This window comes from Fodinicola acaciae (assembly GCF_010993745.1).
Lineage (GTDB): Bacteria > Actinomycetota > Actinomycetes > Mycobacteriales > HKI-0501 > Fodinicola > Fodinicola acaciae.
In genome coordinates, this window is record NZ_WOTN01000003.1 from 1133795 (window position 1) to 1160563 (window position 26769).

General features: G+C 68.4%; 23 protein-coding genes. 9 read left to right on the forward strand and 14 right to left on the reverse strand.

Going from position 1 to position 26769, the window contains the following annotated elements; genetic code table 11:
- Positions 1-50: 50 nt before the first annotated feature.
- Positions 51-1274, reverse strand: a complete 1224-nt coding sequence (locus GNX95_RS31545) for an MFS transporter (RefSeq protein WP_163511312.1) — start codon at positions 1272-1274, stop codon at positions 51-53.
- 75 nt (positions 1275-1349) lie between these two features.
- On the opposite strand from GNX95_RS31545, the gene GNX95_RS31550 reads away from it, so the two are divergent.
- On the forward strand, positions 1350-3329 hold the full coding sequence (locus tag GNX95_RS31550) for a glycogen debranching N-terminal domain-containing protein (RefSeq protein ID WP_163511313.1): 1980 nt from the start codon (positions 1350-1352) through the stop codon (positions 3327-3329).
- 403 nt (positions 3330-3732) lie between these two features.
- On the opposite strand, the gene GNX95_RS31555 is transcribed toward GNX95_RS31550, so the two are convergent.
- From GNX95_RS31555 to mca, 3 genes are all read right to left on the reverse strand, one after another.
- Positions 3733-6192, reverse strand: a complete 2460-nt coding sequence (locus tag GNX95_RS31555) for a putative bifunctional diguanylate cyclase/phosphodiesterase (protein ID WP_163511314.1) — start codon at positions 6190-6192, stop codon at positions 3733-3735.
- Between the two features lie 290 nt (positions 6193-6482).
- Positions 6483-6785, reverse strand: a complete 303-nt coding sequence (locus GNX95_RS31560; RefSeq protein WP_163511315.1) for a hypothetical protein — start codon at positions 6783-6785, stop codon at positions 6483-6485.
- Between the two features lie 84 nt (positions 6786-6869).
- On the reverse strand, positions 6870-7736 hold the full coding sequence (mca, locus tag GNX95_RS31565) for a mycothiol conjugate amidase Mca (protein WP_187369748.1): 867 nt from the start codon (positions 7734-7736) through the stop codon (positions 6870-6872).
- A gap of 292 nt (positions 7737-8028) precedes the next feature.
- Here mca and greA point away from each other — a divergent pair, with 292 nt between their 5' ends.
- Together greA and GNX95_RS31575 are read left to right on the forward strand one after the other, a co-directional pair.
- Positions 8029-8532 (forward strand): transcription elongation factor GreA, encoded by a 504-nt coding sequence (greA, locus tag GNX95_RS31570; RefSeq protein ID WP_246281827.1) that lies wholly within the window; start codon positions 8029-8031, stop codon positions 8530-8532.
- Positions 8533-8596: 64 nt separating this feature from the next.
- On the forward strand, positions 8597-10468 hold the full coding sequence (locus GNX95_RS31575; protein WP_163511318.1) for a penicillin-binding transpeptidase domain-containing protein: 1872 nt from the start codon (positions 8597-8599) through the stop codon (positions 10466-10468).
- 12 nt (positions 10469-10480) lie between these two features.
- Here GNX95_RS31575 and ilvA read toward each other — a convergent pair whose 3' ends face one another.
- Positions 10481-11710: a threonine ammonia-lyase gene (gene ilvA, locus GNX95_RS31580; RefSeq protein ID WP_163512051.1), complete on the reverse strand. Its 1230-nt coding sequence runs from the start codon at positions 11708-11710 to the stop codon at positions 10481-10483.
- A gap of 336 nt (positions 11711-12046) precedes the next feature.
- On the opposite strand from ilvA, the gene GNX95_RS31585 reads away from it, so the two are divergent.
- The 4 genes from GNX95_RS31585 to GNX95_RS31600 all read left to right on the forward strand — a co-directional run bounded on the left by GNX95_RS31585 (position 12047) and on the right by GNX95_RS31600 (position 15550).
- Positions 12047-12997 carry an ABC transporter ATP-binding protein gene (locus tag GNX95_RS31585; protein WP_222854073.1) on the forward strand — a complete coding sequence of 317 codons (951 nt, stop codon included), beginning with the start codon at positions 12047-12049 and terminating at the stop codon, positions 12995-12997.
- Entirely contained in the window at positions 12997-13776 is a 780-nt protein-coding gene (locus tag GNX95_RS31590; RefSeq protein ID WP_163511319.1) for an ABC transporter permease, read from the forward strand. The genes GNX95_RS31585 and GNX95_RS31590 overlap by 1 nt, the downstream gene beginning before the upstream one ends.
- Entirely contained in the window at positions 13776-14582 is an 807-nt protein-coding gene (locus tag GNX95_RS31595; RefSeq protein WP_163511320.1) for an ABC transporter permease, read from the forward strand. Before GNX95_RS31590 ends, GNX95_RS31595 begins: the two co-directional genes overlap by 1 nt.
- A gap of 80 nt (positions 14583-14662) precedes the next feature.
- Positions 14663-15550 (forward strand): SGNH/GDSL hydrolase family protein, encoded by an 888-nt coding sequence (locus GNX95_RS31600; protein ID WP_163511321.1) that lies wholly within the window; start codon positions 14663-14665, stop codon positions 15548-15550.
- Here GNX95_RS31600 and GNX95_RS31605 read toward each other — a convergent pair.
- Genes GNX95_RS31605 through GNX95_RS31640 form a run of 8 tightly spaced genes read right to left on the reverse strand, consistent with a single transcriptional unit; the run spans position 15519 to position 23752 of the window.
- Positions 15519-16340, reverse strand: a complete 822-nt coding sequence (locus tag GNX95_RS31605; RefSeq protein ID WP_222854074.1) for an alpha/beta hydrolase family protein — start codon at positions 16338-16340, stop codon at positions 15519-15521. The genes GNX95_RS31600 and GNX95_RS31605 overlap by 32 nt on opposite strands.
- 9 nt (positions 16341-16349) lie before the next feature.
- Positions 16350-17327, reverse strand: a complete 978-nt coding sequence (locus GNX95_RS31610) for an ABC transporter ATP-binding protein (RefSeq protein WP_163511322.1) — start codon at positions 17325-17327, stop codon at positions 16350-16352.
- Positions 17324-18307, reverse strand: coding sequence for an ABC transporter ATP-binding protein (locus GNX95_RS31615; protein ID WP_163511323.1), 984 nt, complete (start codon positions 18305-18307; stop codon positions 17324-17326). The genes GNX95_RS31610 and GNX95_RS31615 overlap by 4 nt, the downstream gene beginning before the upstream one ends.
- Positions 18308-18312: 5 nt before the next feature.
- Complete coding sequence (locus GNX95_RS31620) at positions 18313-19203, reverse strand: ABC transporter permease (RefSeq protein ID WP_163511324.1); 891 nt, start codon at positions 19201-19203, stop codon at positions 18313-18315.
- A complete protein-coding gene (locus GNX95_RS31625) occupies positions 19196-20161 on the reverse strand; it encodes an ABC transporter permease (RefSeq protein WP_163511325.1) in 966 nt (321 codons plus the stop codon). Before GNX95_RS31625 ends, GNX95_RS31620 begins: the two co-directional genes overlap by 8 nt.
- A 4-nt stretch (positions 20162-20165) precedes the next feature.
- Positions 20166-21818 (reverse strand): peptide ABC transporter substrate-binding protein, encoded by a 1653-nt coding sequence (locus GNX95_RS31630; protein WP_163511326.1) that lies wholly within the window; start codon positions 21816-21818, stop codon positions 20166-20168.
- Between the two features lie 6 nt (positions 21819-21824).
- Complete coding sequence (locus GNX95_RS31635) at positions 21825-22634, reverse strand: alpha/beta hydrolase family protein (protein ID WP_163511327.1); 810 nt, start codon at positions 22632-22634, stop codon at positions 21825-21827.
- Positions 22631-23752 carry a C45 family autoproteolytic acyltransferase/hydrolase gene (locus GNX95_RS31640; RefSeq protein WP_163511328.1) on the reverse strand — a complete coding sequence of 374 codons (1122 nt, stop codon included), beginning with the start codon at positions 23750-23752 and terminating at the stop codon, positions 22631-22633. Before GNX95_RS31640 ends, GNX95_RS31635 begins: the two co-directional genes overlap by 4 nt.
- A 106-nt stretch (positions 23753-23858) precedes the next feature.
- Here GNX95_RS31640 and GNX95_RS31645 point away from each other — a divergent pair, with 106 nt between their 5' ends.
- Positions 23859-24773, forward strand: coding sequence for a MurR/RpiR family transcriptional regulator (locus GNX95_RS31645; protein WP_222854075.1), 915 nt, complete (start codon positions 23859-23861; stop codon positions 24771-24773).
- Between the two features lie 16 nt (positions 24774-24789).
- On the opposite strand, the gene GNX95_RS31650 is transcribed toward GNX95_RS31645, so the two are convergent.
- Entirely contained in the window at positions 24790-25170 is a 381-nt protein-coding gene (locus GNX95_RS31650) for a PPOX class F420-dependent oxidoreductase (RefSeq protein ID WP_163511329.1), read from the reverse strand.
- A 75-nt stretch (positions 25171-25245) separates the two neighbouring features.
- On the opposite strand from GNX95_RS31650, the gene GNX95_RS31655 reads away from it, so the two are divergent.
- Positions 25246-26727, forward strand: a complete 1482-nt coding sequence (locus GNX95_RS31655) for a purine-cytosine permease family protein (protein WP_163511330.1) — start codon at positions 25246-25248, stop codon at positions 26725-26727.
- Positions 26728-26769 lie beyond the last annotated feature (42 nt).

Sequence of the window (26769 nt, forward strand, 5' to 3'; positions counted from 1 at the left end):
ATACGGACATGGCCGGATCGTGACACAACGGCGGCGTGTGCAAACCCGTTTTAGTTTTCTGGTGCGACACGGAAAGTACGCAACGGTGAGCCGGCCGCGAGCACTGTGCCGGCGAGAATGCCGACGCTGGCGATGAGGAGCGTGGTACGCAGACCGAGCGCGGAGCCGAGCAGGCCACCCAGCAACGCACCGAGGGCTTGCATGCCGTAGACCAGAAAACGCCAGGTCGCGTTGGCGCCGGACAGCCGGTCGGCGGAAATCAGCGACTGCCGCAGGGTTTGCTGGTTGACGCCATACAAAGACGGCCCGACTCCGCGCAACATCTGTGCCAGCACGGCGATCGCGAAGGCCACCAGCACCGGACCGGTGGCCGCGGCGAGTACGACGCCGGCGGCGGCCGTCAAAGCCATGCCGGCGACGACGACCGCACCTGGCCCGGAACGCCGCGTGAACCAGCCCGTCACCAGGGCGCCGAGGACGCCGGCCGCACCGCCGGCGGCGATGACGATGCCGACGAGCCCGGCAGGCAGGCCGAGATCGCGTACGAGATAGATGACCAGGATGACCATCTGCATCTGGTTGCACATCGCGCCGATGGTGGCCGCGAGGATCAGCGCACGCAGCACCGGGTGCCGAAAAACCGTGTGGATGCCCCGGAAAACGCCCGCCGCCAGCGGCCGCTTCGGCCGGCCGCCACCGTACGCGCGGACCCGCGCGGTGAAAAACGCCGCCACGACAAAGGAAAACGCGTCGACCGCGATGGCGATCGGCGCGGTGAGCAGGGTGACCAGCAGGCCGCCGACCGCCGATCCGCTGGTGTTGACCGCGGCGTTGCTCATCGCCAGCGCGCCATTGGCCGTCAGCAGCTGCTCGCGGGGCACCAGGCAGGGAAGATACGACTGTGCCGTCACCGTCTCGAAGAGACTCCCCAGGCCGGCAAGCAAAATCACCACGTACAGATGCCACAGCCGCAACAGTCCGCAGGCCGCCAGGACCGGAACCGTGCCCAGCACCACCGCCTGGCCGAGGTTGGTGGCGACCAGCAGCCGGCGATAAGGCAGCCGGTCGACCCAGACACCAGCCGGCAGACCGAGCACGAGATGCGGCGCGAGCGCGAGCGCGCCGAGAACCCCCATCTGCGCGGCGGAGGCGTGCAGATAGGCGACGGCGGTCAGCGGCAGCGCCACGGTCGTCACGCTGGAGCCGAGCAAGGAGACCGAGCTGCCAGCGAAAAACCGGCGAAAGTCTGGGAAACGTACGAGGACCGGCACCATGGAGGCCAACGTTAGGCGGCCGTGGGGTGACCGATCGGCGTTCAGCTCAGCGCGTACATGTGAGAATGTCCAGCCATGCGGCAGCCGCTCCTGCACGAGCTCACCACCTGCGTACGCGCACCGACGGTCGCGCTGTCCGGCGCGGACGGCCAGATCGGTCCGGCGACCGGACCGGAGAACGCGCACGGGGTCCTGCACGCGGACATCCGCGTCTTGGCCGAGGCCCTGCTGACCGTCGACGGCCAGCCGCCGGAGCACCTGGCCGGCGGGCTGACCGGCGCGGCGACGGCGACCTTCGTCGGGACCGTACGGCTGGACGACGACTCGGCGTTGCGGCTCGTCCGGGAGCGTGAGGTCACCGCGGCCGGGATGCGTGAGCGCGTACGGCTGGTCAACCAGACCGGCGAGAAGGTCGAGGCGAGCGTCGCGCTGCGGCTGGCGACCGACGGCGCGCCGATCACCGAGATCCGAGCCGGCCGCCGCGGCACCGCGCTGCCGATCGAGGCGCATGGCGCGACGCTGGCCTGGAAGGCCGGCACGACGTCGGTGTGGGTCACCGCGGAGGCTGGTACGGCGTGGCAGTTGCGCGTGGAGCCGGCCGGGTTGACCTGGTCGGTCGCCGTACCAGCCGGCCAGGCCGGCGAGATGGGGTGGCAGCTGCGCTGCACCGACCCGTCGTCGGTGGTCGGGCCGGCGCCGGTCGGGCCGTCGTGGGTCACACCGGAGGTGCGGGCCGGCGACTCTCGGCTCGCCGCGTGGCTCGCGCGCGCGGTCGACGACCTCGACGGCCTGCGGATGACGGCCGGCGGCGAGGTCTTCATCGCGGCCGGCGCTCCGTGGTTTTTCACGCTGTTCGGCCGGGACAGCCTGATCTCGGCGCGGATGTTACTGCCGCTGGGCACCGAGCTCGCCGCCGGTACGCTCCGCGCCCTCGCCGCGCGACAGGGCCGGCGGACCGACGCCGGGTCGGCCGAGGAGCCCGGCAAGATCCTGCACGAGCTGCGGCGAGGTACGTCGTCGTACGGCGGCGGACTGTCCCTGCCGCCGGTCTACTACGGCACGGTCGACGCGACCTGTCTGTGGGTCGTCCTGCTCAACGACGCCTGGCGCTGGGGCCTGCCGGCCGACCAGGTGGCGGCGCTGCTGCCGGCGGCCGAGGCTGCGCTGGAGTGGATGGCCGCCAACGCGGCCGCCGGCGGCGGTTTCCTGCGCTATCTCGACACGTCCGGGCACGGCCTGGCCAACCAGGGGTGGAAGGACTCCGGTGACGCGATCCGGTTCGGCGACGGCAGCATGGCGTCGGGTCCGGTGGCGTTGTGCGAGGTGCAGGCGTACGCGTATGACGCGGCCGTACGCGGTGCCGAGCTGCTGGACGCCTTCGGCCGACCTGGCAGTGCGCGCTGGCGGTCGTGGGCGGACGAGCTGGCGATGGCCTTCCGGTCGCGGTTCTGGGTCGGCGGCGGCTATCCGGCGGTCGCGCTGGACGGCGAGGACCGGCCGGTCGACACGGTCACCAGCAACATCGGCCATCTGCTCGGCACCGGCCTGCTGGACGACGCCGAGTCGGAGCTGGTGGCGCGGCGGCTGGCCGAGCTGAGCTCCGGTTACGGCCTGCGTACGTTGTCGGCGGACGCGGTGGCCTATGGCCCGGACACGTATCACTGCGGCACGGTGTGGGCTCACGACACGGCGATCGCGATCGACGGGCTCGTACGCACCGGTCACCACGATGTCGCCGCCGGCCTGGTCGAGGGTCTGCTCGCGGCGGCCGAGAGCTTCGGCTTCCGGATGCCTGAGCTGCACGCCGGCGACACGCGCGGGGCGTGGCCGGCGGCCATCCCGTACCCGACCGCGTGCCAGCCGCAGGGCTGGTCGGCGGCCGCCGCCGTGTCGGTGCTGTCGTCGATCCTCGGCCTGCGCGTACACGTGCCGGCCAAGCGCGTGTCACTGGAGCCGATGCGGCCAAGCCCGGTCGGCGCGCTGACGGCGGCGGGGTTGCGGGTCGCCGGCCGCACCTTCACGGCTACCATCGACGCGGCCGGCCGCCCCGGCTGATTACCCGCTACGGCGCGAAACTGTCGTACCCCGGTGGCAATTTTGGCCCCCACCCAGATCGGGTGGGGGGTGGGTTCGCGTGGAAACTTACATAAGTTCGAAAGTTGATCTTGACTTTCTGTCGCGTGCGCCTCTTTCGCCGCTCTGACCTCTCTAGTCACATCAGCCACACGACGCGATGCACGCATGGGGGCCTTGCTTGCGCTGGACGCACGCAAGGGGGCCTTGCGTGCGTTCGCCAACCAGACAAAGACCGCATTTAGCGCTCCAATTGTGGCGACCAAGATCAACTTTGCATTACATAGGCAACCTCTCAGACCCACCCCCCACCCGACCACTGGGTGGGGGCAATTTTTCGGGGAGGGTATGACAGTTTTGCGTTGGTCTCGGTGTGTCGCGGTGGTCAGTGGTTGGAGGCGAGTGACGACGAGCCGCCGTCGGCGGCTTCCTCGACCAGGGCGGTCACCGCGTCGGCGGACATCGGTGGGTAGAGGCCATAGCCCTGGCCGCCGGTGCATCCCAGGCCGGCCAGTTCCTCGCGTTGCAGGGCTGTCTCGATGCCCTCGGCGATGACGCGCAGGCCGAGGCTGGTCGCCAGGGTGATGGTGCTGCTGACGATCGCGTACGCCTCGACCGAGTGGTGCATGGCCTTCACGAACGACTGGTCGATCTTCACCTCGTCGACGCGTACGCGCGCGAGGAAGGTGAGCGACGAATAGCCGGTGCCGAAGTCGTCGACGGCGATCTGCACGCCGATCCGGCGCAGGCCGTCGAGCACCTCCTCGACCACCTCCAGCTCGCTCATGATCACCGTCTCGGTGATCTCCAGTACGAGCGCGCTCGCCGGCAGCCGGTATTTGCGCAGCATCCGGTCGATGTCCTCCGGCAGCCGTCGGTCCAGCAGGCTGCGCGCGGACAGGTTGACCGCGACCGGCACGTCCAGGTCGCCGGTGTCCCAGTTGCAGATGATCGACAGCGCCTCGTCCAGCACCCACTGCGTGAACGGATGGATCAGCTCGCTGCGCTCGATGACCGGGATGAACTCCGCCGGCCCGAGCAGGCCACGCCGCGGATGCCGCCAGCGGACCAGCGCCTCGGCCCCGAGCGGTACGCCGGTCGACAGGTCGACCAGCGGCTGCAGCTCCAGGAACAGCTGATCGTCCTGGCTGAGCGCATAGCGCAGCTCGGCGGCCAGCGACAGCCGGTCGAGCCGGCCGCCGTCGCGCTCCGGCGAATACATCACCAGGCTGCGGCCACTGCTCTTCGCCTCGTACATGGCGATGTCCGCGCGCCGCAGCAGCTCCGCGTGCGGACAGCCGTCGGCGACCTCGGTGATCGCCAGGCCGACGCGCACCTCGACGGTCAGCGTCACGCCTTCCACGACGATCGGCTCGGCGAGCGCGCTCTGCAACGCGCCGGCCCGCTCCTTGGCCGCTCGCGCCGCCGCCTCCGAGTCCAGCTCCGGCGCCATCAGCAGCGCGAACTTGTCGCTGTCCAGCCGGCCCAGCTGCTCGCCGAGCGCCAGGCCGTCGGCCATCCGCTCGGCCACGCGTACGAGCAGCGCGTCGCCGGCGGTGTGGCCGAGCGTGTCGTTGACCTCCTTGAAATGCGAGAGGTCGAAGAGCAGCAACGCGAAGGCGGCATCCGGGCTGTCGTTGACCGGATGCGTACGCCGCAGGTCGATCAGGTCCAGCAGCCGGTCGCGGTTGATCAGGCCGGTCAGCGTGTCATGCGACGCTTCGTAGCGGGTGCGGTCGGCCAGCTCGCGGATCCGCTGGTGGGCGCTCGCGTTGGCCAGCGCTGCGGCCACCGCGTCCGCGTACGTCGACAAGGCCAGCCGTTCGCGCTCGCCCAGATCGACCTGGTTCTTGAAGCACAGCCGCAGCTCACCGACGACCTCGCCATCATGCGCGAGCGTCGACGGCACCACCAGCGGCTCACTTCGTACGAGCGCGCCCGGGGCGCCACGCCAACGCGAGCCGCGCCGGTCGCCGCGGGTCAGCCGCCATTGCGGTGGCGCGTACGCCGAGTCGATCTCGACGACGTCGGCGGCGAACATCTCGGCGGCGCCGGTGATCGCCGCGTCGATGACCTGGTCCTGGTCGAGCTGGTTGAGCGCGCGCGTGGCCGCTGCCAGCTGGTGCCAGGTGCGGCGCTCCTGCCTCGTGCGCGTACGCCCCACGTGGCCCTGGTGCACCAGCCACAGCACCGGCGGCACCGCAAGCAGGCCCCACGGCTGCAGCTGGCCGATCTCGATCACGCCGACCGCGACGGCGATGTTGCCGATCATCGCCACCATGGAGATCGGCCGGCCCTCGGTGAGCACCCGAAGCGGCGAGATCTGCTGCGCCATGCCGATCGCGACGCCGATGAGTACGTTGCTGACCAGCCAGCCGCAGATCGCCGCGGCCGCCAGCAGCGGCAGCGTGCCGAGCTCGACATGGTTGTCGGCGGTGCCGCCGAGCAGCCGGAACAGCCCACTGGCAGCGCTTACCGCGATCGCGGTCGCCGACACGTTCATCAGCATCTTCAACGGCGGACGGCGCCGGGCGAGGTCGACGATCACCATGCCGGCGACGCTGGCCAGCACCACCCACGGCCCGGCGACCAGCACCAGCGTGACGACGACGGCGGCCTCGCTCCAGTCGGCCATCAGCCGCTGACTGCCGAACCGTACGGTCACGAAGATCCACCGGCAGGCGATCGCCAGCGCGAACGCCACCGCCACCCGTGGCCACTCCTGCGCCGCACCGGCGGCCGCCTGGCTGGCCGCGAGCAGGACCAGGCCCGCGGCCACCACGGCGACACCGCCGACGTACAGTCGCAGCGGCTGCGTGCCGGTCGTCCCAGCCGCAGCGGTCACCCTGCCACCCCCCAGCCTGCCGATCCCCGTGCAGGTCGAAAGCAGGTCACGACGGTCTCGTCCAGCCCAGCCATTGGGCTAACGCCAAATTTCCGCGACCCCAGCGCCACTAGTGTCGCAGACGCGGCGTATCCGCCTGACGTCCGTCGAGGATGTCAGACAAGACGACGAGAAACTAGTCATTGACATAACTAAATGCTCAGCCCCACTGGTCTCCGCGCTCCACGACACTCACCCCCTATCTATTCAGGGGGTGGATCTGGCCACCAGACCGGGAAACATTTACGGACTCAACGTGCCTCGGAGTCCTTTTTACCCGCTTTTACGTCCGAAATGTCGGATTCGACCTCGGCTTCGCGGGAATCTTGGCCGGATTGTTCATCAAAACTGGCCGGCAGTCGCTTAATTCGCTTGTTCATGTTCCTTACCAGCAGAACAGTCGCAATAACGAGCAGCAGAATGACGAACAGACCCAGCGGTCCGGCGACGCCACCTGGCAGCGTGTCACCGAAATTGTTGGCGGCCAGAATCGGCGAACTCACGTCCGCATCCGGCCCGACGTGTGCGTTGATGACATCCACCACAACTGCCATGAAACTCAGCCAATCCCTGGAGACCGCGGCCACTCTAACGTACGCGGATTTTCCGTCGCCGACGGTCTTGGACTTACCATTCGTTCATACGCGTACACGTTCGGTGATGCCGGCGAAAAGGTCGTCCTCCGGCAGCCGCGTGTCGACCAGCGACCTGGCCAGCTCGAAGTCCTCGGTCGGCCAGGCCCGGCGCTGCACCTCCAGCGGGGTCTGGAACCACCGTCCGGTCGGGTCGACCTGCGTCGCGTGCGCGCGCAACGCGTCGTCGCGTACGCCGAAATACTCACCGCACGGCACTTTCGTGGTCACCCGCGCCGAACTCGTGTCCTCCTCGCCGCTTTCCGCCCATTTCTTCAGCCATTCCTCGTACGGCGACTCCAGGCCGGCGGCGACCGACTCCAGGTGAAGCGCTTCGACCCGCTGGCGGCTGAACCCCATGTGGTAGTAGAGCTTCAGCGGCTGCCACGGCTCGCCGGCGTCTGGATAGCGGTCCGGGTCGCCAGCCGCGTCGTACGCGGCGACCGAGATGTTGTGGCACATGATGTGGTCGGGGTGCGGATAGCCGCCCTTCTCGTCGTACGTGGTGACCACGTGCGGCCGGAACTCGCGGATCAGCCGGACCAGCGGCGCGGCGGCCGTCTCGACCGGCTGCAACGCGAAGCAGCCCTCCGGCAGCGGCGGCAGCGGGTCGCCTTCGGGCAGGCCGGAGTCGACGAAGCCGAGCCAGGCCTGCTCGATGCCGAGGATGTCGCGCGCGGTGGCCATCTCCTCACGGCGGATCTCGCTCAGGCGCTCCCACACCTCCGGCCGGTCCATCGCCGGGTTGAGTACGCTGCCGCGCTCGCCGCCGGTGCAGGTGGCGACCAGGACGCGCACCCCTTCCCGCACGTACTTGGCCATGGAGGCCGCACCCTTGCTGGACTCGTCGTCGGGATGCGCGTGGACGGCCATCAGCCGCAACTGTTCTGACACGCTGGTCGTGCTCCTTGCTGGACGGGGAAGGAGCGCGGCACCGCGCGTGCCGCACCACTCCTATTGTCCCTCGCCGCCGGTGCGTCGCGGGCACAGGCCCCTACCGGCCATGAGCTGGCCGGCAAACGGAAAGTAACACCCCGCGTACGCCGGAGAGGCGGTAGCGTGTTGGGACCGCGAACGGATGGCCCCGTTCCGCGGACCGGCCACGCCGGTCACACCGATGGTAACGTCGGTAGTTCGTCCTGATCCGTCCACCGAGGAGCAAGCCGTGTCCACGACCGACCCCAAGGCCCGCGCCACCTGGCTCACCCAGGAGGCGTACGACCGCCTGAAGGCCGAGCTGGACGGTCTCATAGCGAACCGCCCCGCCATGGCCGCGGAGATCAACGAACGCCGCGAGGAAGGCGACCTCAAGGAGAACGGCGGCTATCACGCGGCGCGCGAGGAGCAAGGCAAACAGGAAGGCCGGATCCGCGAGCTGCAGGAGCTGCTGCGCACCGCGGAGGTGCACGACGCGCCGGAGAAGACCGACAAGATCGACCTCGGCGTGGTGGTGAGCATCCACTTCGACGGCGACAAGAGCGACTGCGAGACGTTCCTGCTCGGCTCGCGCGAGATCGCCAAGACCACCGAGCTCACCGTCTACTCTCCCGAGTCGGCGCTCGGCGCCGCGATCATCGGCCACCGCGCCGGCGACACCGTCACCTACACGACGCCGACCGGCGCCGAGATCAAGGTGACCATCGACAAGATCGAGCCGTTCACCGGCTAGCCGCGCGTGTCGTAGGTAATAAAACTCAGGCACAACCCGCTGGCTGTTGGCAGACTCTCAACACGTGTATGCCTATCGCCGCAACGTGGCGGCTGCGCTCGCGATTGTGCTGGTCGCCGGGGTCGCCGGCTGCGGGTTGTTCGGCGACTCGCCGCCGGTGGCCGCCGCCAAGGCCTTCCTGACCGCCTGGAACGACGGCAGGTACGACGACGCGGCGGCGCAGACCGACGCCGGGTCGGCCGCGAAGGACCTGCTCACCGCCACCGCCAGCCAGACCGGCGCGAAGGCGTCGGTGAAGGCCGGCTCGGTCACCGAGAAGGACGGCGTCGCGACCGCCAGCTACACGGTCACCTGGCCGCTCGACGGCGGCACGCATCCGTGGTCGTACGCCGGGACGCTGAAGACCGCCAAGAGCGGCGACAACGACCGCGTGCACTGGACGCCCGCGGTCGTACAACCGACGCTGACCGCCGGCCAGCGGCTGCAGGTGTCGCGTACGCTGCCGCTGCGCGCGCCGCTGACCGACCGTACGGGACGCGAGCTCTACGCCAAGCTGCCGGTGGTGACCATCGGCCTGGAGCCGCAGAAGGTCACCGACCTGGCCGGCGAGGCGAACACCCTGGCCAGCGTGCTCAAGCCGGAGGGCGTCGTCGCCGCCGACATCGTCAGGGACGTGCGGAAGGCCAAGCCGAGCGACTTCGTACCGGTGATCACCCTGCGCCAGGACCGCTACAACGAGGTCAAGCCGCAGATCTACGACCTGCCCGGCGCGAGCTTCCAGACCGGCCAGCGTACGCTCGCCGTGGACAAGGACTTCGCGCCGGCGCTGCTCGGCCGGGTCGGCGCGCCGACCGCCGAGGTGTTGAAGGAGAGCGGTCTGGGCAAGGTGACCGGTGACATCGGGATCTCCGGCCTGCAGCGCGCGCTCAACGACAAGCTGACCGGTACGCCGTCGACGGTCGTGTCGCGTGTCGACGCCGCCGGCAACGCCACGAAACTGGCCACTTTCAACGGAAAGTCCGGCACTCCGGTGAAGCTGACGCTGGATCCGAAGGTGCAACAGGCGGCGCAGTCGGCGTTGTCCAGCGTGTCGCTGCCGGCCACCATCGTCGCGGTGCGGCCGTCCACCGGTGAGATCCTGGCGGTGGCGCAGACCAGCGCTTTGGCGTACGACATCGGCGTCAACGGCTCCTATCCGGCCGGTTCGACGTTCAAGATGATCACCGCGGCAGCGCTGCTGGAGACCGGAAAGTTCACAGAGGACACCGTCGTGCCGTGCCCGGGGTCGACGGTGATCGGCGGCAAGAAGTTCATCAACGAGAACTCCTTCGACCTCGGCAACGTACCGTTGCGAACGGCGTTCGCGCAGTCCTGCAACACGACTTTCGGTGGCCAGGCGGCGAAACTGCCGGCCGCCGACTTCATGAAGGCGGTCAGCCAGTTCGGCGTCGGCGCCGGTTGGACGCTGCCGGGGCCGGCCTTCTCCGGCTCGCTGCCGGCGCCGGCCAGCCAGACCGAGCAGGCCGCCGACGCGATCGGCCAGGGCAAGGTCGAGGTCAGTCCGCTGACGATGGCACTGGTGGCCGGCGCGATCCAGCGCGGCAGCCTGCCGACGCCGTCGCTGGTGGCCGGCCAGCCGGCGACTGCCAAGAAGCCGCCGCCACCGATCCCGTCCGCGGTGATCGGACCGCTGCGCGACCTGACCCGCGCCGTCGTCACGTCCGGCACCGGCAAGGCCGACCTGTCGGGTTTCGCCGGCGTCGGTGGAAAAACCGGCACCGCCGAGTACGGCACGGACACGCCGCCGCGTACGCACTCGTGGTTCGCCGGCTACAGCGGCGACCTGTCCTTCGCGGTGTTCGCGTACGACGGTGCCACCGACGCTCAGGCCAAGGGCACCACCATCGCCGCCAGGTTCCTCAGCGGCCTGCGCTGAATGGCCGCGGGCTCACGACCCGATCTGTACGCGATAGCCGGCGGCGCGCAGAGCCGTCAGCAGCTGCGCCGAATGGTCGGTCCCCTTGGTCTCGACGCGCAGCTCCACGTCGACCTCACCGAGGTGCAGGTGCGGATCGGCGCGCAGGTGCGACACGTCGAGCACGTTCGCGCCCTGCTCGCCGACCAGCGTCAACATCGCCGCCAGCGACCCCGGCCGGTCGTCGAACTTCACCGTGAACGACAGGTAACGGCCGGCGGCGGCCATGCCGTGCTCGATGACGCGCAGCAGCAGGAGCGGGTCGATGTTGCCGCCCGAGAGCACGGCGACGACCGGCGGTGTGAAGCGGTGCGGCTCTGCCATCAGCGCGGCCACGGCGGCGGCGCCGGCGGGCTCGACAACCAGCTTGGAGCGCTCCAGCAACAGCAGCAGCGCGCGTGAGATGTCCTCGTCGGACACCGTGACGACGTCGTCGACCAGCTCGCGTACGTGCGCCAGCGTCACCTCGCCAGGCAGGCCGACCGCGATGCCGTCCGCGATCGTCGCGATCTCACTGAGCGCGACCGGCTGACCGGCCGCGATCGAGCCGGGAAAGGCCGCGGCTCCCTCGGCCTGCACGCCGACGACGCGTACGTGCGGATGCGTCGCCTTCACCGCCGCCGCGACACCCGACAGCAGCCCGCCGCCGCCGGTGGCAACCGCGATGGTGGCGACCTCCGGACAGGCCTCCAGGATCTCCAGGCCGACCGTGCCCTGGCCGGCCACCACGTCCGGATGGTTGAACGGATGCACGAAAACCGCGCCGGTGTCCTCGGCGAACCGCGCGGCCGCGGCCAGCGCGTGCTCGACCGTCTCACCGCGCAGCCGCACCTGCGCGCCGTACCCCTTGGTCGCGGCGACCTTCGGCAACGCCGCGCTGGTCGGCATGAACACGGTGGCGCGGATGCCGAGCAGCTGCGCCGCGAGCGCCACACCTTGTGCGTGGTTGCCGGCACTGGCCGCGACCACCCCGCGCGAGCGCTCGTTCTCCGAGAGCCGCGCGATCCGCGTGTACGCGCCGCGGATCTTGAACGAGCCGGTGCGCTGCTTGTTCTCGCACTTGAGATAGGCCGGACCGGCCAGCCGCGCGGCCAGCGGCCGGGAGTCGTCCAGCGGAGTCACCCGTACGACTCCGGACAGCAGCTTCTGAGCCGCCTGGATGTCGGCCAGGGTCACCAGCGCGTCTGCATCCACGTACCGCATCGTCGCAGACCGCCGGCCATTCCTCAGCGCGAGGTCACCGGCCGTACGCGCGCAGGACGGCTGGTCGATGCCGGCTGTCACGGCGTTGATCACGTGTGGCGGTTTCGGGCGGGGCGGGGCTAGGTTAGTCACAACAGCATTACCAGCCTCAACAGTCACGCCAGTCCCAGCGTCCGCCGGTGATGCGGATGCGAAAGCCCTATTTCTTGCTTCTAGCGCCATAGTCGACCTCCACGCCGAGGCCGGCCGGCACGTGAGCAATCCGTCACGTTCTGTGATGCCGGCGTCAGAAAACTCCAATGAGATTGTCGGAGCCTCGCGTTAGTGTCGGTCTTCGTGGAGACCGATGACCTTGCCGTGACGGAGGCGCCGCTGATCCAGGCGCGGGGACTGACCAAGCGGTTCGGCGAGTTCACCGCGGTCGACGGCATCGACGTGTCGGTACGCAAAGGCGAGGCGTTCGGCTTCCTCGGCCCCAACGGCGCCGGCAAGTCCTCCACGATGCGGATGATCGCCTCGGTGTCGCCGCCGTCCGGAGGCACGCTGCGCATCCTCGGCATGGACCCGCGCACCGACGGCCCGAAGATCCGCGCCAAGCTCGGCGTGGTGCCGCAGCTGGACACGCTGGACGGCGAGCTGTCGGTACGCGAAAACCTGGTCATCTACGCGCGCTATTTCGGCCTCTCCCGCAAGATCGCCAACGAGCGCGCCACCGAGTTGCTGGAGTTCGCGCAGCTCACCGAGCGCGCCGACAGCGTGGTCGAGCCGCTGTCCGGCGGCATGAAGCGGCGGCTGACGATCGCGCGCGGCCTGGTCAACGAGCCGGAGATCCTGCTGCTGGACGAGCCGACCACCGGCCTGGACCCGCAGGCCCGGCACATCCTGTGGGACCGGCTGTTCCGGCTCAAGCGCTCCGGCGTGACGTTGGTGATCACGACGCATTACATGGACGAGGCCGAGCAGCTGTGCGACCGGCTGGTGGTGATGGACGGCGGCAGGATCGCCGCCGAAGGCAGTCCGCGCGAGCTGATCGACCGCTATTCCAGCCGCGAGGTGCTGGAGCTGCGGTTCGCCGACGACGACCACGCGCCGTACGCGGAGAAGGTCGAAGGGCTGGCCGAGCGGGTCGAGGTGCTGCCGGACCGGCTGTTGCTCTACACCGAAGACGGCGAGAGCGCGCTGGCCGGCGTCTATCGGCGCGGCATGACGCCGCTGTCCAGCCTGGTCCGCCGGTCGACGCTGGAAGACGTGTTCCTGCACCTCACCGGCCGGACGCTGGTCGACTGATGGTCACCGCACCGTACGCGCACCGCGCGCTGCGCTTCTGGCTGGTCAACTACAAGCGCACCTGGAAAGGCAGCGTCTTCTCCAGTTTCCTGTCACCGCTGCTGTTCCTCGGCGCGCTCGGCTTCGGCCTCGGCTCGCTGATCAGCCGCAGCGGCCATCCGACCATCGACGGCATCGCCTATCCGGTCTACGTGGCCGGCGGCGTGCTGGCGGCCAACGCGATGATGAGCGGCGTCGGCGAGGCGACCTGGCCGGTGATGGGTGCGATCAAGTGGTGGCGGCAGTACGAGGCGATGCTCGCGACCCCGCTCGGCGTCACCGACGTGCTGCTCGGCCACCTCGGCATCATCGTCGTCCGTACGTCCATCTCGGCGGCGGCCTTCGTGCTGGTCGCGGCCCTGCTCGGCGCGGTGCCGTCGCTGTGGGGGATCCTCGGCGTGTTCGCCGCGATCCTGGTGACGCTCGCGCACGCCGCGCCGATCATGGCGTTCAGCGCCACGCAGCAAACCGAGACCGGGTTCAGCCTGATCTTCCGGATCGGAGCCACGCCGATGTTCCTGTTCTCCGGCACATTCTTCCCGGTGCACCAGCTGCCGGCGGTGCTGCAGCCGATCGCGTACGCGACACCGCTCTATCACGGCGTCGAGCTGTGCCGCGGCCTGGTCGCCGGCACGGTGGCGCCGCTGCCGGCGCTCGGCCACATCGGTTATCTGCTGCTGTTCCTGGTCGTCGGCCTGGTCCTCGCGCGGATCAGCTATCACCGCCGGCTGGTGATCTGATGGGGGCCGCGCGGCTGGTGGCACGGCTGATCCCGGTCCCGGCCGGTGCCGGACTGGCCAGGATGTTGTTCGAGCGCAACGTTCTGGTCTATCGGCGCGCCTGGATCGCCTTCGTCACCGGCTTCATGGAGCCGGTGTTCTATCTTTTCTCGCTGGGGATCGGCATCGGAGCGCTGGTCGGCACCGTCAGCTACGGCGGCGAGCAGGTGTCGTACGCGTCGTTCGTGGCGCCGGCGATGCTGGCGACCTCGGCGATGAACGGCGTCGTCTTCGACATGGTCTTCATGCTGTTTTTCAAGCTGAAATACAACAAGGTCTACGAGTCGGTGCTCAACACGCCGCTCGGCGTACGCGACATCGCGGTCGGCGAGTCGGCGTGGGCTTTGGTGCGCAGCACGATTTACGCCACGGGTTTCCTGGTCGTCGCGACCATCGCCGGCTTCGTGCACAGCTGGTGGGCGGTGCTGGCGGTGCCGGTGGCGGTGCTGATCGGTTTCTGCTGCGGCTCGCTGGCGATGGCCGGCACCACCTGGATGCGTACGCACCAGGACTTCGACTATCTGAGCCTGGTCCTGATGCCGCTTTTCCTGCTGTCGGCGACCTTCTATCCGCTGGACACCTATCCGCCGGCGCTGCGCTGGCTCGTCCAGCTCTCGCCGCTCTATCACGGCGTCACCCTTGAGCGCGACCTGATGCTCGGCCATCTGCACGCCGGCCTGCTGGTCAACGCGCTCGTGCTCGCGCTCGTCGGTCTGCTCGGCCTGGCGATCGCCGGCCGCCGGCTGGAAAAACTGCTGCTGTCGTAAGAGGGCGTCCTCGCGCCGTTGCCAGCCGAGATAACCGCGGGTAGGTTTCCGGAGACATCCAGTCAGGGAGGAAACCGCCGATGCGTGGTCGCGCCGTGCTGCTGTTTTCCGTGTTGTTGGTCGCGTTGTTTGTCTCGCCGGCCGGCGCCGCCACCGGCTATCGCGAGTACGTGGCGCTCGGCGACTCCTGGACCGCCGACGTCAACATTCTCAACGTCGCGACCACGTTCGTGCCGTACGGTTGCGTGCAGAGCGCGGCGGACTATCCGCACCAGGTCGCGAAAACGCTGGGGATCGCGACGTTCACCGACGCGAGCTGCGGCGGTGCCACCACCGACCACATGACCAAGCCGCAGTCGGCGCCGCTCGGCGGCACCAACCCACCGCAGTTCGACCGGCTCACCCCGACGACCGACTTGGTGACCGTCGGCATCGGCGGCAACGACGCCGGCCTGGTCGGCGTAGTCACCAGCTGCATCCGGCTGCTGCCGCTGGGAAAGACCTGCCAGTCCACGTACGTCTCCGGCGGTGTCGACAAGGTGTCGCAGGCGATCGCCGCCGCCGCACCGAAAATCGCCGCGACGGTCGCCGGCATCAAGGCCCGGTCGCCACACGCGCGGATCGTGCTGGTCAACTACATGAACCCGATTCCGAGCGTCGGCTGCTATCCCTACATCCAGATCTCCAACAAGGATGTCCCATGGCTGCGCGCCAAACTCGCCGAGATGAACGCGGCGATCGCGACGGTCGCGGCCAACGCTCAGGTCGGCGTGGCCAACACCGATGTCGGCATGGCCGGACACGATGTGTGCCAGCTGCCCAACAAGCAGTACGTGACGGCCTTGTTGCCGTTGTCGACGGATCCGCTCGTCGCGGTGCCGTTCCATCCGACGCAGCTCGGCGCCGACCACCAGGCGGCGGTCGTGTCCGCTTACCTCACCGGCGGCTCGTACTCAGCACGTACGTGAAGAAGTCCCGCACGGCCGGCACCATCTTCAGGCCCTCGTGCGCCGCACCGGCGATGAGGTCCTGACGTACGTCAAGGCCGCGCTCCCCCAGTTTTTCCTTCAGCACGGCCATCTTCGTCAGCCGCGTGACCCCGACGTCGTTGACCCCGGCGATCCAGCCGGGAGTGTCCGGTGTCAGGCTGATCTCCCACGTCTCGGTGTCCCGGTCCCCGATCACCAGCTGCACCGGCACCTGCCGGATCGCGTCCCAGTCCGGCCGGACGCCGAGCACCTCGTCCACATTGGACAGTCCGGCCGGCCATGGCAGCGTGTCGTCCGGCAGCGTCACCACGCCTGGCGCGCCGATCGCGGCGCCGAGCAGCCGCTCCGGATGCAGATAGAGAAAGCGGTGGGTGAAGTGGCCGCCGCCGGAAAAACCGAAGAGCAGAAAGCGATCCGTGCGTACGTTGTAGCGCTCGGCCACCTCGTCGACCATCGCCATCGCGACCTCGTCGAAGCGGATGCCGGCGTACGCGAAATACTTGAAGTTGTTGATCTCGCCTGGTGTCGCGATGCCGGCCGGAAACAGCGGCAGCAGCACGATCGCCCCGGTCTGCTCGGCGAAATCCTCGAAACAGTCCCGATACTGCTCGGCCGACCGGCCAGTGCCGTGCATGACCATCGCCAGCGGCGCCCGCCGGCTGTGGTCGTACGTGGCCGGCACGTACAGGTAATACGACAGCCGCTGGTCGGCCTGGCAGGCGGTCAGCGGGATCCGGCCGGTCTGGTGAGCTGCGAGATGCGTCGGCAACAAGAATCCTTACGTGACGAGGTCGAAGTGGTGGCAGGCGACCAAGCGGTCGTCGCCGGCCGGCACGAGTTTTGGCTCGGTGGCGCAGATGTCGGTGGCCAGCGGGCACCGGCCACGAAACCGGCAGCCGGCCGGCGGGTCCTTCGGACTCGGGATCTCGCCGGAGAGCACGACACGTTGCCGGCCGCTCTCCCGCACCGGATCCGGAATCGGTACGGCGGAAAGCAAAGCGCGCGTGTACGGATGGCGCGGCCGCTCGGCGAGCTCGACCGCCGGCCCGATTTCCACCAGGCGGCCCAGATACATGACCGCGATCCGGTCGGCGAGGTGCCGCGCCATCGCCAGGTCGTGTGTGATGAACAGATACGTCAGGCCGAGCTCGTCGCGCAGATCCTGCAGGAGGTTGACGATCTGCGCCTGGATCGACACGTCCAGCGCCGCGATCGCCTCGTCCGCGACGACAAAACTCGGCTCGGTGGCCAGCGCTCGCGCGATGCCGACGCGCTGGCGCTGGCCGCCGGAAAGTTCGTGCGGATAGCGGTCGACAAGGCGGCGGCTCAGGCCGACGAGGTCGAAAAGCCCGGCCACCTTGGAGGCACGCGAACCATGGTCGCCGAGGTGGTGCACGGCCATCGCCTCGGTGATGATCGCGCCGACGGTCATCCGCGGGTTGAGCGAGGCGTACGGATCCTGGAAGACCATCTGCATCCGCGGCCGCACCTTGCGCAGAGCGGAAGCGTCGTACGAGGTGATATCGGTGTTGTCAAAGACAATCGCGCCGGCGGTCGGGCGTACGAGGCGGAGCAACGCACGTCCGGTGGTGGATTTCCCTGAGCCGCTCTCCCCCACCAGAGCAACCGTCTCGCCGCGGCGGATGTCCAGGCTCACCTCGTCGACGGCGCGGATCGCGCCGACCTGCCGGCGCAGGATCCCTCGCCGCACCGGGAAATGTACGCTCAGGCCGGTGGCGCTCACGATCGCTGTCATGACGCGTCCCGCACCAGCTCGGCGTGCCGGAAACACGCGGTGTCATGCCGGTCGGCCACGGTGACCAGCGGCGGAGCGCTTTCGCCGCAGGCCGCTCGAGCGTGCTCGCAGCGGGGGCCGAACGGGCAGCCGGGGCCGAGCCTGGCCAGGTCCGGCGGCGAGCCGGCGATCGGCACCAGCCGGCTGCGTTCTCCGGTCGCCGGCGGCAGCGACCGCAGCAGACCGGCCGTGTACGGATGGCGCGGCTGCGCGAACAGTGGTCGCACATCGGCCTGCTCGACGATGTGGCCGGCGTACATGACGGCGACCCGGTCGACCAGGCCGGCGACCACGCCGAGGTCGTGCGTGATCCAGACGATCGCGGTGTCGAACTCGTCGCGCAGTTTGCGCACCAGCTCGATGATCTGCGCCTGCACGGTCACGTCGAGTGCGGTCGTCGGCTCGTCGGCGATCAGCAGCGCCGGATTGCACGACAATGCCAGCGCGATGACCAGCCGCTGCCGCTGACCGCCGGAAAACTGGTGCGGATAGTCGGAAAGTCGCTGCTTCGGGTCCGGGATCCCCACCAGCGTCAGCAGTTCCACGGCCCGCTCGAACGCCTCGCGGCGACCGAGCCGGAGGTGATGGCGCAGCACCTGGGTGAGCTGCCGGCCGACCGCGATGACCGGGTTGAGCGCGGTCATCGGATCCTGGTAGACCATCGCGATCTGCCGGCCACGAATGCCGCGCAGCTCCGGTTCTGTCGCCGCGACCAGGTCTTTTCCGCGAAACCGTACGGATCCGGTGACGGTCGCCGACTGGTTGGTGAGCAGCCGCATGACGGTCAGCGCGGTCACCGACTTTCCGGATCCGCTCTCGCCGACGATTCCCAGCGTTTCGCGCTCGCGTACGACCAGGTTGAGGCCGTCGACCGCGGTCACCGGGCCGTCGTCGGTGTCGAAGGTGACGGTCAGGTTTTCCAGCTCCAGCAATGCAACCATTGTCGCTACCTCCGCCGCCGGCGTGGGTCGACCGCGTCGCGCAGGCCGTCGCCGATGAAGTTGACGCACAGCACGATCAGGAAGATCGTGAGTCCGGGAAACAGGCCGAGCCACCACTGGCCCTGCGCGATCACCGGGCGTTTCGCCTCGTTGAGCAGCGCACCGAGGGTCGCCTGCGGCGGCTGGAAACCCAGCCCCAGAAACGAAAGCGCCGACTCGACCATGATCGCCGCGGCGATGCCGAGGGTCGCCGCGACGATGACCGGTCCGAGCGCGCCGGGCAGGATGTGCCTGACCGCGATGCGGAAGTCGCCGACGCCGGTGGCCCTGGCCGCCTCGATGTATTCCTGGCCCTTCAGGCTCAGATAGCTGGCGCGCACCAGGCGCGCGGTGTTCATCCAGCTGAACAGCGCGATCGCCGCGACGATGGCCGGGAAGCTCGGCCCGACCAGCGCGACCAGCAGGATGACGACGAAAAGCGCCGGGATCGAATAGAAAACGTCGACGAAACGCATCAGCGCGTTGTCGACAAATCCTCCGACATATCCAGCGAGCGCCCCGATAACGACACCGAGTGCGAGCGCGGCGAGGACGGCTGAGGCCGCCACCGCGATGGTCAGCCGGCCGCCGTCGAGCACCCGCGCCAACTCGTCGCGACCGAGCTGGTCGGTGCCCATCGGATGCGTCCAGGACGGCGCGAGCGTACGCGCGGCGAGATCGATGGCATCGGCCTGATACGGCCAGACCAACGGTCCGACGAGGACGGCCAGGACGATCAGGCCGAGCGCGCCGACCGCCGCGACGGCGAGCCGGTGCCGGCGAAACCGCGACCACGCGTCGGCGCGCAACGACCGTGCTTTCACCGGAAGTTCGATGCTGCCGGCCAGACTAGTCATAGCTGATCCTCGGGTTGAGCCACGCGTAGAGCACGTCCGCGAGCAGGTTGGCCAGCACGACCAGCACCGCCGCGATCATCAGGATCCCCAGCAGGACGGGATAGTCGCGCAGGTTGGCGGAGTCGACGAACAGCCGTCCCATGCCGGACAGGCTGAAGATCGACTCGGTGATCACCGCGCCGAGGAACAGCTCGGGGATCGACAGGACGGCGATGGTGACCACCGGTGCCGCCGCGTTTTTCAGCGCGTGGTGCAAAACGACCGTACGCTCGGGCAGGCCGCTGCCTCTGGCCGTACGCACGTAATCCTGGTCCAGGACCTCGATCATCGACGACCGCACGTACCTTGTCAGGTGTGCCACCGAAATCAGCGACAGCACCGCGACTGGCAGGATGAGGTGCAGGGCCAGGTCACCGATCGCGCCGACACCCTGGTGTTCCTGGCGCAGGTCGGTCAGGCCGGAGGAGGGCAGCCAGCGCAGCTGGAAAGCGAAGACATACAACAACATCAGGCCAAACCAGAAGCTCGGCGTGGCCAGGCCGGCGAAGGCGGCGCCGGTCGCCGCGTAGTCGAACACCGAGTTTCGCTTGTACGCCGAGAAAACTCCGACTGGCAGCGAGACCAGCAGGGCGACCACCAGCGCGAGGCCGGTGATCAGCAACGTCACCGGCACCCGCTCGCCGATCATCGACAGCACGGAGTCGCCGGTGTTGTAGGAAGTCCCCCAGTCGCCGGTCAACAGGCCGCCGATCCAGTGCAGATACTGCACCGGCAGCGGCTGGTCCAGGCCGTATTGCTCGCGCAGTTTCGCCACCTGTTCCGGACTCATCTGCGTCGCGCCCTCGCCGCTGACCAACGGGCCGCCGGGAGTCATCTGCAACAGCAGGAAAACGATGATGCTGATGCCGAGCAGCAGCGGCACCGCCTGCACCAACCGGCGCAACACATAGGAGATCATGGCGTCATCCAAAATGCCAGTAGGCCGAGCTCGCGGTGGTCCACATTCCGTCCCAGAAGTCGGTGCGTACGCCGCGCAGGTGGCTGTTCCAGGCCCAGCCCCGCACCGTACCGTACAACGGCAACGCGACGCGCGTGCCGGTGAAGATCGTCCCCATCTGCTGGAAAAGCCGCAGCCGCTTGCCGCGGTCCACTTCGGACGCCGCCGCGGTGTAGAGCCTGTCGTAGTGCGGATTGCTCCAGTGCGAGTAGGTGAAGCCGTCCGGACTTTTCCTGGTAGGAATGGAAGCCGTGGTGAAGACCTGCGTCCAGGCGCCGGGATCGGGCGAGTCGGCGCCGGCGCGGCTCATCATGATGTCGTAGTTTCCGGTCGCCAGCAGGCCGCCGTCCTGATAGCCGCCGAGCATGATGTTGGACGGCACGTTCTGGATTTTCAGCTCGATGCCGATCTTTCGCAGGTCGAACTGGACGAGCTGTTGGTAGAGCACACGCGTCTGGTCGCCGCTGATCGTCTGGAACTTCATCCTGGCGCGTACGCCGTTTTTCACCCGGATGCCGTCCGGCCCGCGTTTCCAGCCGTCCGCGTCCAGAAGTCTGTTTGCGCGCGCCGGATCGTACGGTGTCGGCGGCACTTTCGCGCCGGCCCAACCGGTGTAGACGAAAGCGCCGCTGGCCGTGCCGAAGCCGCCGAGGACGCCGTTGATGATGGCGTTTCGGTCGATGCCGCGGTCGATCGCCTCGCGTACGACCGGATCTGCGAGCACCGGGTGCGGTCTGGTGTCGTCGCCGTGGTCGGCGAGGTTGAACCACAGCCATTCCACCGACCCGACGTGGCCGCGGTCGGTCACGACCGTCAGCGGCAGGCCCTGGTCGGCGCCGGCCTGCACGTCCTGCAGGTCGTTGCCGGTGAAGAAATAGACCGCGTCGGCCTCGCCGTTGATGAACGCGCTCATCGTCGACTGTTTGTCCGGTGTCACCTTGATCGTGATGCCGTCCAGCTTTGGCAGCGACGGATCGCGCCAGTAGTGCGGATTGCGCTTCAAGGTGATCCGGTCGCCGGTGTTCCACGAGACGTAGACGAACGGTCCGGTGCCCAGCGGCAGCCGGGCCTGCGGGTCGCCGGCGGTGACGGCGGTCGAGGAGAACTTGTGTTTTGGCAGCACCTGCTGGAAAAGACTGAGGAAGGCCGGATTCGGCTCCTTCATCAGCACCTCGGCGGTGTAAGGATCGACGACGTTGACGCGGTCGACGAGCTCGTACTCCGGCTCGGTTTGCGTTGCGCTCTTCGGATTCTGGAAGACCCGCACGGTGAAGGCCAGGTCCTGCGCGGTGAACGGCGCGCCGTCGGACCAGGTGATGCCGTGCCGGAGGTGGATGGTGACCCGCCGGCCGTCCGCGCTGACACCGCCGTTGGCCAGTGTCGGGATGTCGGCGGCCAGATAGGGAAGGTAGTTTCCGTCCGGCCTGGCAAGGAAAACCGGCTCCACCACGAAGGCGGAGGTGATGTCGGAGCCGCTCTGGTCGTTGAAGAACGGGCTGAGCAGGCCAGGCTCCTGGATCAGCGCGACCAGCGCGATCCGGCCGGTCGTGGTGGCCGGCGTCGCGCAGCCGGCGAGCAGTGCGACCAGCGCCGCGAGGATGACGAACCGCCGGGACATCGGCACCTACCCCAGCACAGAGCCGAAAAACGCACGTACGGGCGGCAGCAACGGAGCCAGCTCGTGGCTCGCGCCCGGGACCAGGTCGACCTGGTGGTCGATGCCGTTTTCGGTGTAGCTCTTGGACAGCGCGCGGAGCCGGTCGATACGCGTACGTCCCTGTTTGACCACTCCGGGAAGATAGCGCGGATCATCCGGCTCCAGGGTGATCTCCCAGGTCTCGGTGTCCGCGTCGCCGACCACCAGGTGGACGGCGACCTCGCGGATCGCGGGGAGGTCGAGCTCATCGCCGAAACGGTCGGCAAAGTCGGCGGTGCCGACCCACCACGGCTCCTCCGGATCCAGCAGCGTCACCATGCCGGGCGCGGCGATCGAGGCCGCGCGTAACCGATCCGGATGCAGATAGAGGAACCGGTGGGTGAAATGGCCGCCGCCGGAAAAGCCGTGCAACAGGAACCTGTCGCTGTCGACCCGCCAGGTGGCCGCGACCTCGTCGACAATGCCGAGCAGGACCTTGTCGTAGCGGATGTCCCGATACGCGATGAACTTGTAGTTGTTGAGCTCGCCGGGCTCACCGATGCCACACGGAAACAGCGGAGCGAGCACGACGCAGCCGTGTTTTTCGGAGAAATCGACGAACTCCTCACGGTAGGTCTCGACCGTACGGTCGGTGCCGTGGACGACCACGACGAGCGGATGGCGGCGCTGGTCGTCCTCGTATCCGCGCGGGACGTAGAGACAGTAGGAGAAGCGCTGGTCGACCTGCGCGGCGAAAATCGTCGTGCGGCCGCGCTGGTAGTAGGAAAGCTGGCTCACCTTTCCTCCGTCCCATCATAGATGTTCCACGGCAACGTCTCGAACTCGTACTGACACGGCGGCCCGGCGGCGACCAGGAACTCGCCGGTCGTCAGGTCCATGACGCAGGAGGCGATCGTCTGGTGCTGGTGGACGGCTTCGAGGCCGTCGTCCGGATGCGCGCACAATGCGTTTGGATAGCCGAAATGGTCGGACAGTGCTTCCGCGATCAGCTTGCGCGGCTCGGCGCTGTCGCGGCAGCGTGACAGCAGTTTTTCCAGTCGTGGCAGGCGATAGAGCGAGCTGGTCGAGCCCGGCCGGTAGTCGGCCTTCAGTTGCTCGGGGACCCAGTCGCGATAGTGGTTGGTGTGCACCAGGAGGTCGTGCTCCGGATAGAGCCAGTGGTGCGCTTTTGGTGTGGTTTCCAGGTCGATGCTCATGCCGTCGCGGTGGGTCAGCAGCAGGTTGGCGGCGATCTGTTGCCGCACGGTGACGGCGACCCGCATGGCGTCGGTGAAGCGGGCCGAGTCGAGGATTTTCCGCCGAATGAAGGTCTGCGGCACGCCGATGCTGTTGTCGAAGCGGCCACCCAGACCGTTGGCGTTGAGCGCGATGCCGGCGGAGTTGGCGCCGTGGCGGCCGATCTGTCCGGCCTCGACAGTCGTGACGATCGTCGGTTTTGGCGGCTGGACAATGCGTAATGCGAGTGTCGTGTCGGCGACACCGGCGCGCCAGTCCCAGTTTTGTCCACAGTAGACATGGCCGTCGCCGGACGCCTCCGCGAGCAGCGCGAACGACGAGCAGCCGTCGGTCTCGTCGTTTTGCCCCATCGAGGGGAAAGTCTGGTCGTAGACGATCTCGCCGCGAGCGTTGAGCGCCAGGATGTCCAGCGGACCGACGCCGGCGCCGGCCGCGACGCCGTGCATCTCGGCCACCACGTCCGGCGCGAAGTCCTCCACCAGCGGCATCCACAGCCGCGCGCGGTCGCACACCTCGGCCCACGACAAACCGGCCGAGACCGCGAAAAGCTCGGTGTAGTAGGAGATCGCGGCGGCTATCCGGTCGCGGACCTGCTCGCCGTACTGCTCACCGCGCTCGCGCGGCTCGCCGGAAATCTCGATCAGCGGGATGGCACTCATCGTGGCCTTTGCGTTGTAGTGTTGACTACAAGAACGTAGCTAGCTGTCATCGAATCCACAAGAGGTAAGGTGTGTCCTCCCCCGGACTTCATGGAGCAGGAACGACGTGACCGCCGACGAAAGCACCGCGCCGCTGGCCGAACGGATCACCGAGCGGCTGGCCGGGCTGTCCCCCGCCGAGCGCAAGGTCGCGGAGTTTCTTCGCAACCAGGCGACCGAAATCCTGTTCGCGTCGGCCGGCGAGATCGGCGAGCTCACCGGCACCAGCGACGCCACCGTCGTACGCACCGCGAAAGCGCTCGGATATTCCGGACTTCCCGAGCTGAAACGGCAGATCAGCCGCCAGGTCGGCAAAACCGTACGGCCGGCGCTGCGGCTGCGTAACCGGATCGAACACGCCGGCGACTCGGCCGCGTTGATCGACCGGGTTTTCACCGAAGCGGCCGAGCGCGTCACCGAAACGCACCGGATGACCGATCCGGCGGCCTTCAGCAAGGCGGTCGACCTGCTCGCCGGCGCGCGCGAGGTTTTCGTTTTCGGCATTGGCCTTTCCGGCGTGATCGCCAACTATCTGGCGATGCGCCTGGTCCGCCTCGGCCGGGCCGCGCGCAGCACCGACCACACCGGGTTCCGGCTCGCCGACGAGCTGCTGCCGTTGCGTGCCGGCGACGCGATGGTCATCTATTCCTCCGGCCGGCTCACCACCGACATCGAGGTGCTTCTGTGGCGCGCAAACGAAGTCGGTGCGCGTACGATCCTGGTCACCGACTCGCTCGGCCCGGTCCTCGGCGACCGCGTCGACGTGTGGCTCGCCGCGGCGCACTCACCGAGCGGCTTCACCGGCGAGGCACTGAGCGCCACCATCGTGACCGACGCGTTGTTGCTGGCCGTCGCCGCACGCGACGACGCGGCGGCGACCGCCACCTCCGACCAGCTCACCGGCATCCGCCGCGAACTGCTCGGCCACAACCCCGACCTTTTCGTGCCGAAGCGCGGAAACCGCCGCCGCCGCAAGGAATAACGGTGGTTGCCGCATTTCAGGTGGCGGTTAGTTCGTAGTGGAGGGTCCTGTCGCGGGTGAGCTTGTGCGCCAGCGGCACGACGATCCCGTGCAGCAACGGATGTTTGCGCGCCAGCCGACGCGCTGCCGCCCTGGCTTCGGCGCCGTCGAGGAGACGAGCGCGAGCGGGTACGAAGTCGCCGGTCGGTTTGCCCCTGGTCGTCGACGGACAAAGCTCCACGTCCGGAAAGTTGCGCAACCGCTTGCTTTTCCAGGACTTTCCGTACGTCCGGACATAGCCGCGGCCGGCCTCGACGGCGATGTTGACCGGCGTACCGACCCAGCTGCCGTCGCGTTTGCGGGTCCGCAGGAGCACCGTCTGCTGCCTGGTGAACCGGTCCAGTGGCTGTTCGGTCATACCATCTACAACGAAACAGACAGACCGAGTGTGACGGTGATGGACAGCGCGGCGGCGACACTGCACTCTTGTCCAATGTCGACAGAGGTCAGCAGCCCGGCGCTCGCCGTGGAACGCAACGGCATCAACGTCATCGACGAGTCCGAGCGCAAGGGCCGGCCGGCGGGGTTGTTCTGGCCGTGGTGCGCGGCCAACATCTCCGTGCTGGCGATCAGCTACGGCGCGTTTCTGCTCGGCTTCGGGGTCAGCCTCTGGCAGGCGGTGGTCGCCGGCGTGCTCGGCTGTGTCGCCTCCTTCCTGCTGGTCGGCCTGGTGTCGCTGGCCGGCAAGCGCGGCTCGGCGCCGACGATGGTGTTGTCGCGAGCGGCTTTTGGCGTACGTGGCAACGCGTTGCCGGCGGCGGTCTCCTATGTTCTGTTGGTCGGCTGGGAAATCGTGCTGGTGTCACTGGCGACCCTCGCCACCGCAACGGTTTTCCAGCGCTTCGGCCTCGGCGGCCAGCTGCCGAAGATCGTGGCCTTCGTCGTCGTGGCGGCGATCATCGTCGGCGCCGGCGTCCTCGGTTTCGACGCGATCATGCGGTTGCAGACCTGGCTGACCATCGCGCTCGCGGTCTTCACGGTCGGCTACATCGCGCTGACCGCGCACCAGGTCGACTGGCCGGCGCTCGCGGCGCTGCCGGCCGGCGGTTTTGCCGCCACCGTCGGCGCTTTCGTCCTCGCGCTCACCGGTTTCGGCCTGGGATGGGTCAACTCCGGCGCCGACTACTCACGCTATCTGCCGCGTACGGCCTCCGGCACCGGTGTCGTCGGCTGGACCACCTTCGGCTCGACGGTGGCTCCGGTCGTGCTGCTGTTCTGGGGGACTTTGCTGGCTGGATCGGACAAAAAGCTGTCCGCGGCGATCGGCCTCGACCCGATCGGCGCACTGACCACACTGCTGCCGACCTGGTATCTGGTGCCGTTCGCGATCGTCGCGATCGGCGGCCTGATCGGCGGCGCGGTGCTGGACATCTACTCCTCCGGCCTCACGCTGCTGACCCTGGGCGTACGGCTGCCGCGCTGGATGGCGGCCGGCATCGACGGCATCCTGATGATCCTCGGGACCGGGTACGTCGTCTGGTTCGCGGCCGACTTCATCGGCCCGTTCCAGGGTTTTCTCATCACGCTCGGCGTGCCGATGGCCGCCTGGTGCGGGATTTTCCTGGCGGACATGCTGATCCGGCGGCGCGCGTACGACGACACCGACCTGTTTTCGCCGGCTGGCCGCTACGGCGGCTTCCACTGGTCGGCAATCGGCACCATGGTGGTGGCGACTGCGATAGGTTGGGGCCTGGTCGTCAACACGTCCGCGCCGGTGTTTGGCTGGCAGGGATTTCTGCTGGACCCGCTCGGCCTCGGTCCGCGGACGGATGGCCCGTGGACGTACGCAAATCTCGGTGTGATCGCCGCGCTGGTGCTCGGCGCGGCCGGGCAGCTGCTGTTCGCGCGCGGCCGGATTCGCCGGCAGGAGGCCGGTTTGCCGCCTCGAGAGGCGGCGGCTGTCAGGACACGGTAAGTTCCCGCGCGCGAAACATTGACTGTTGACCATCGGCGGACC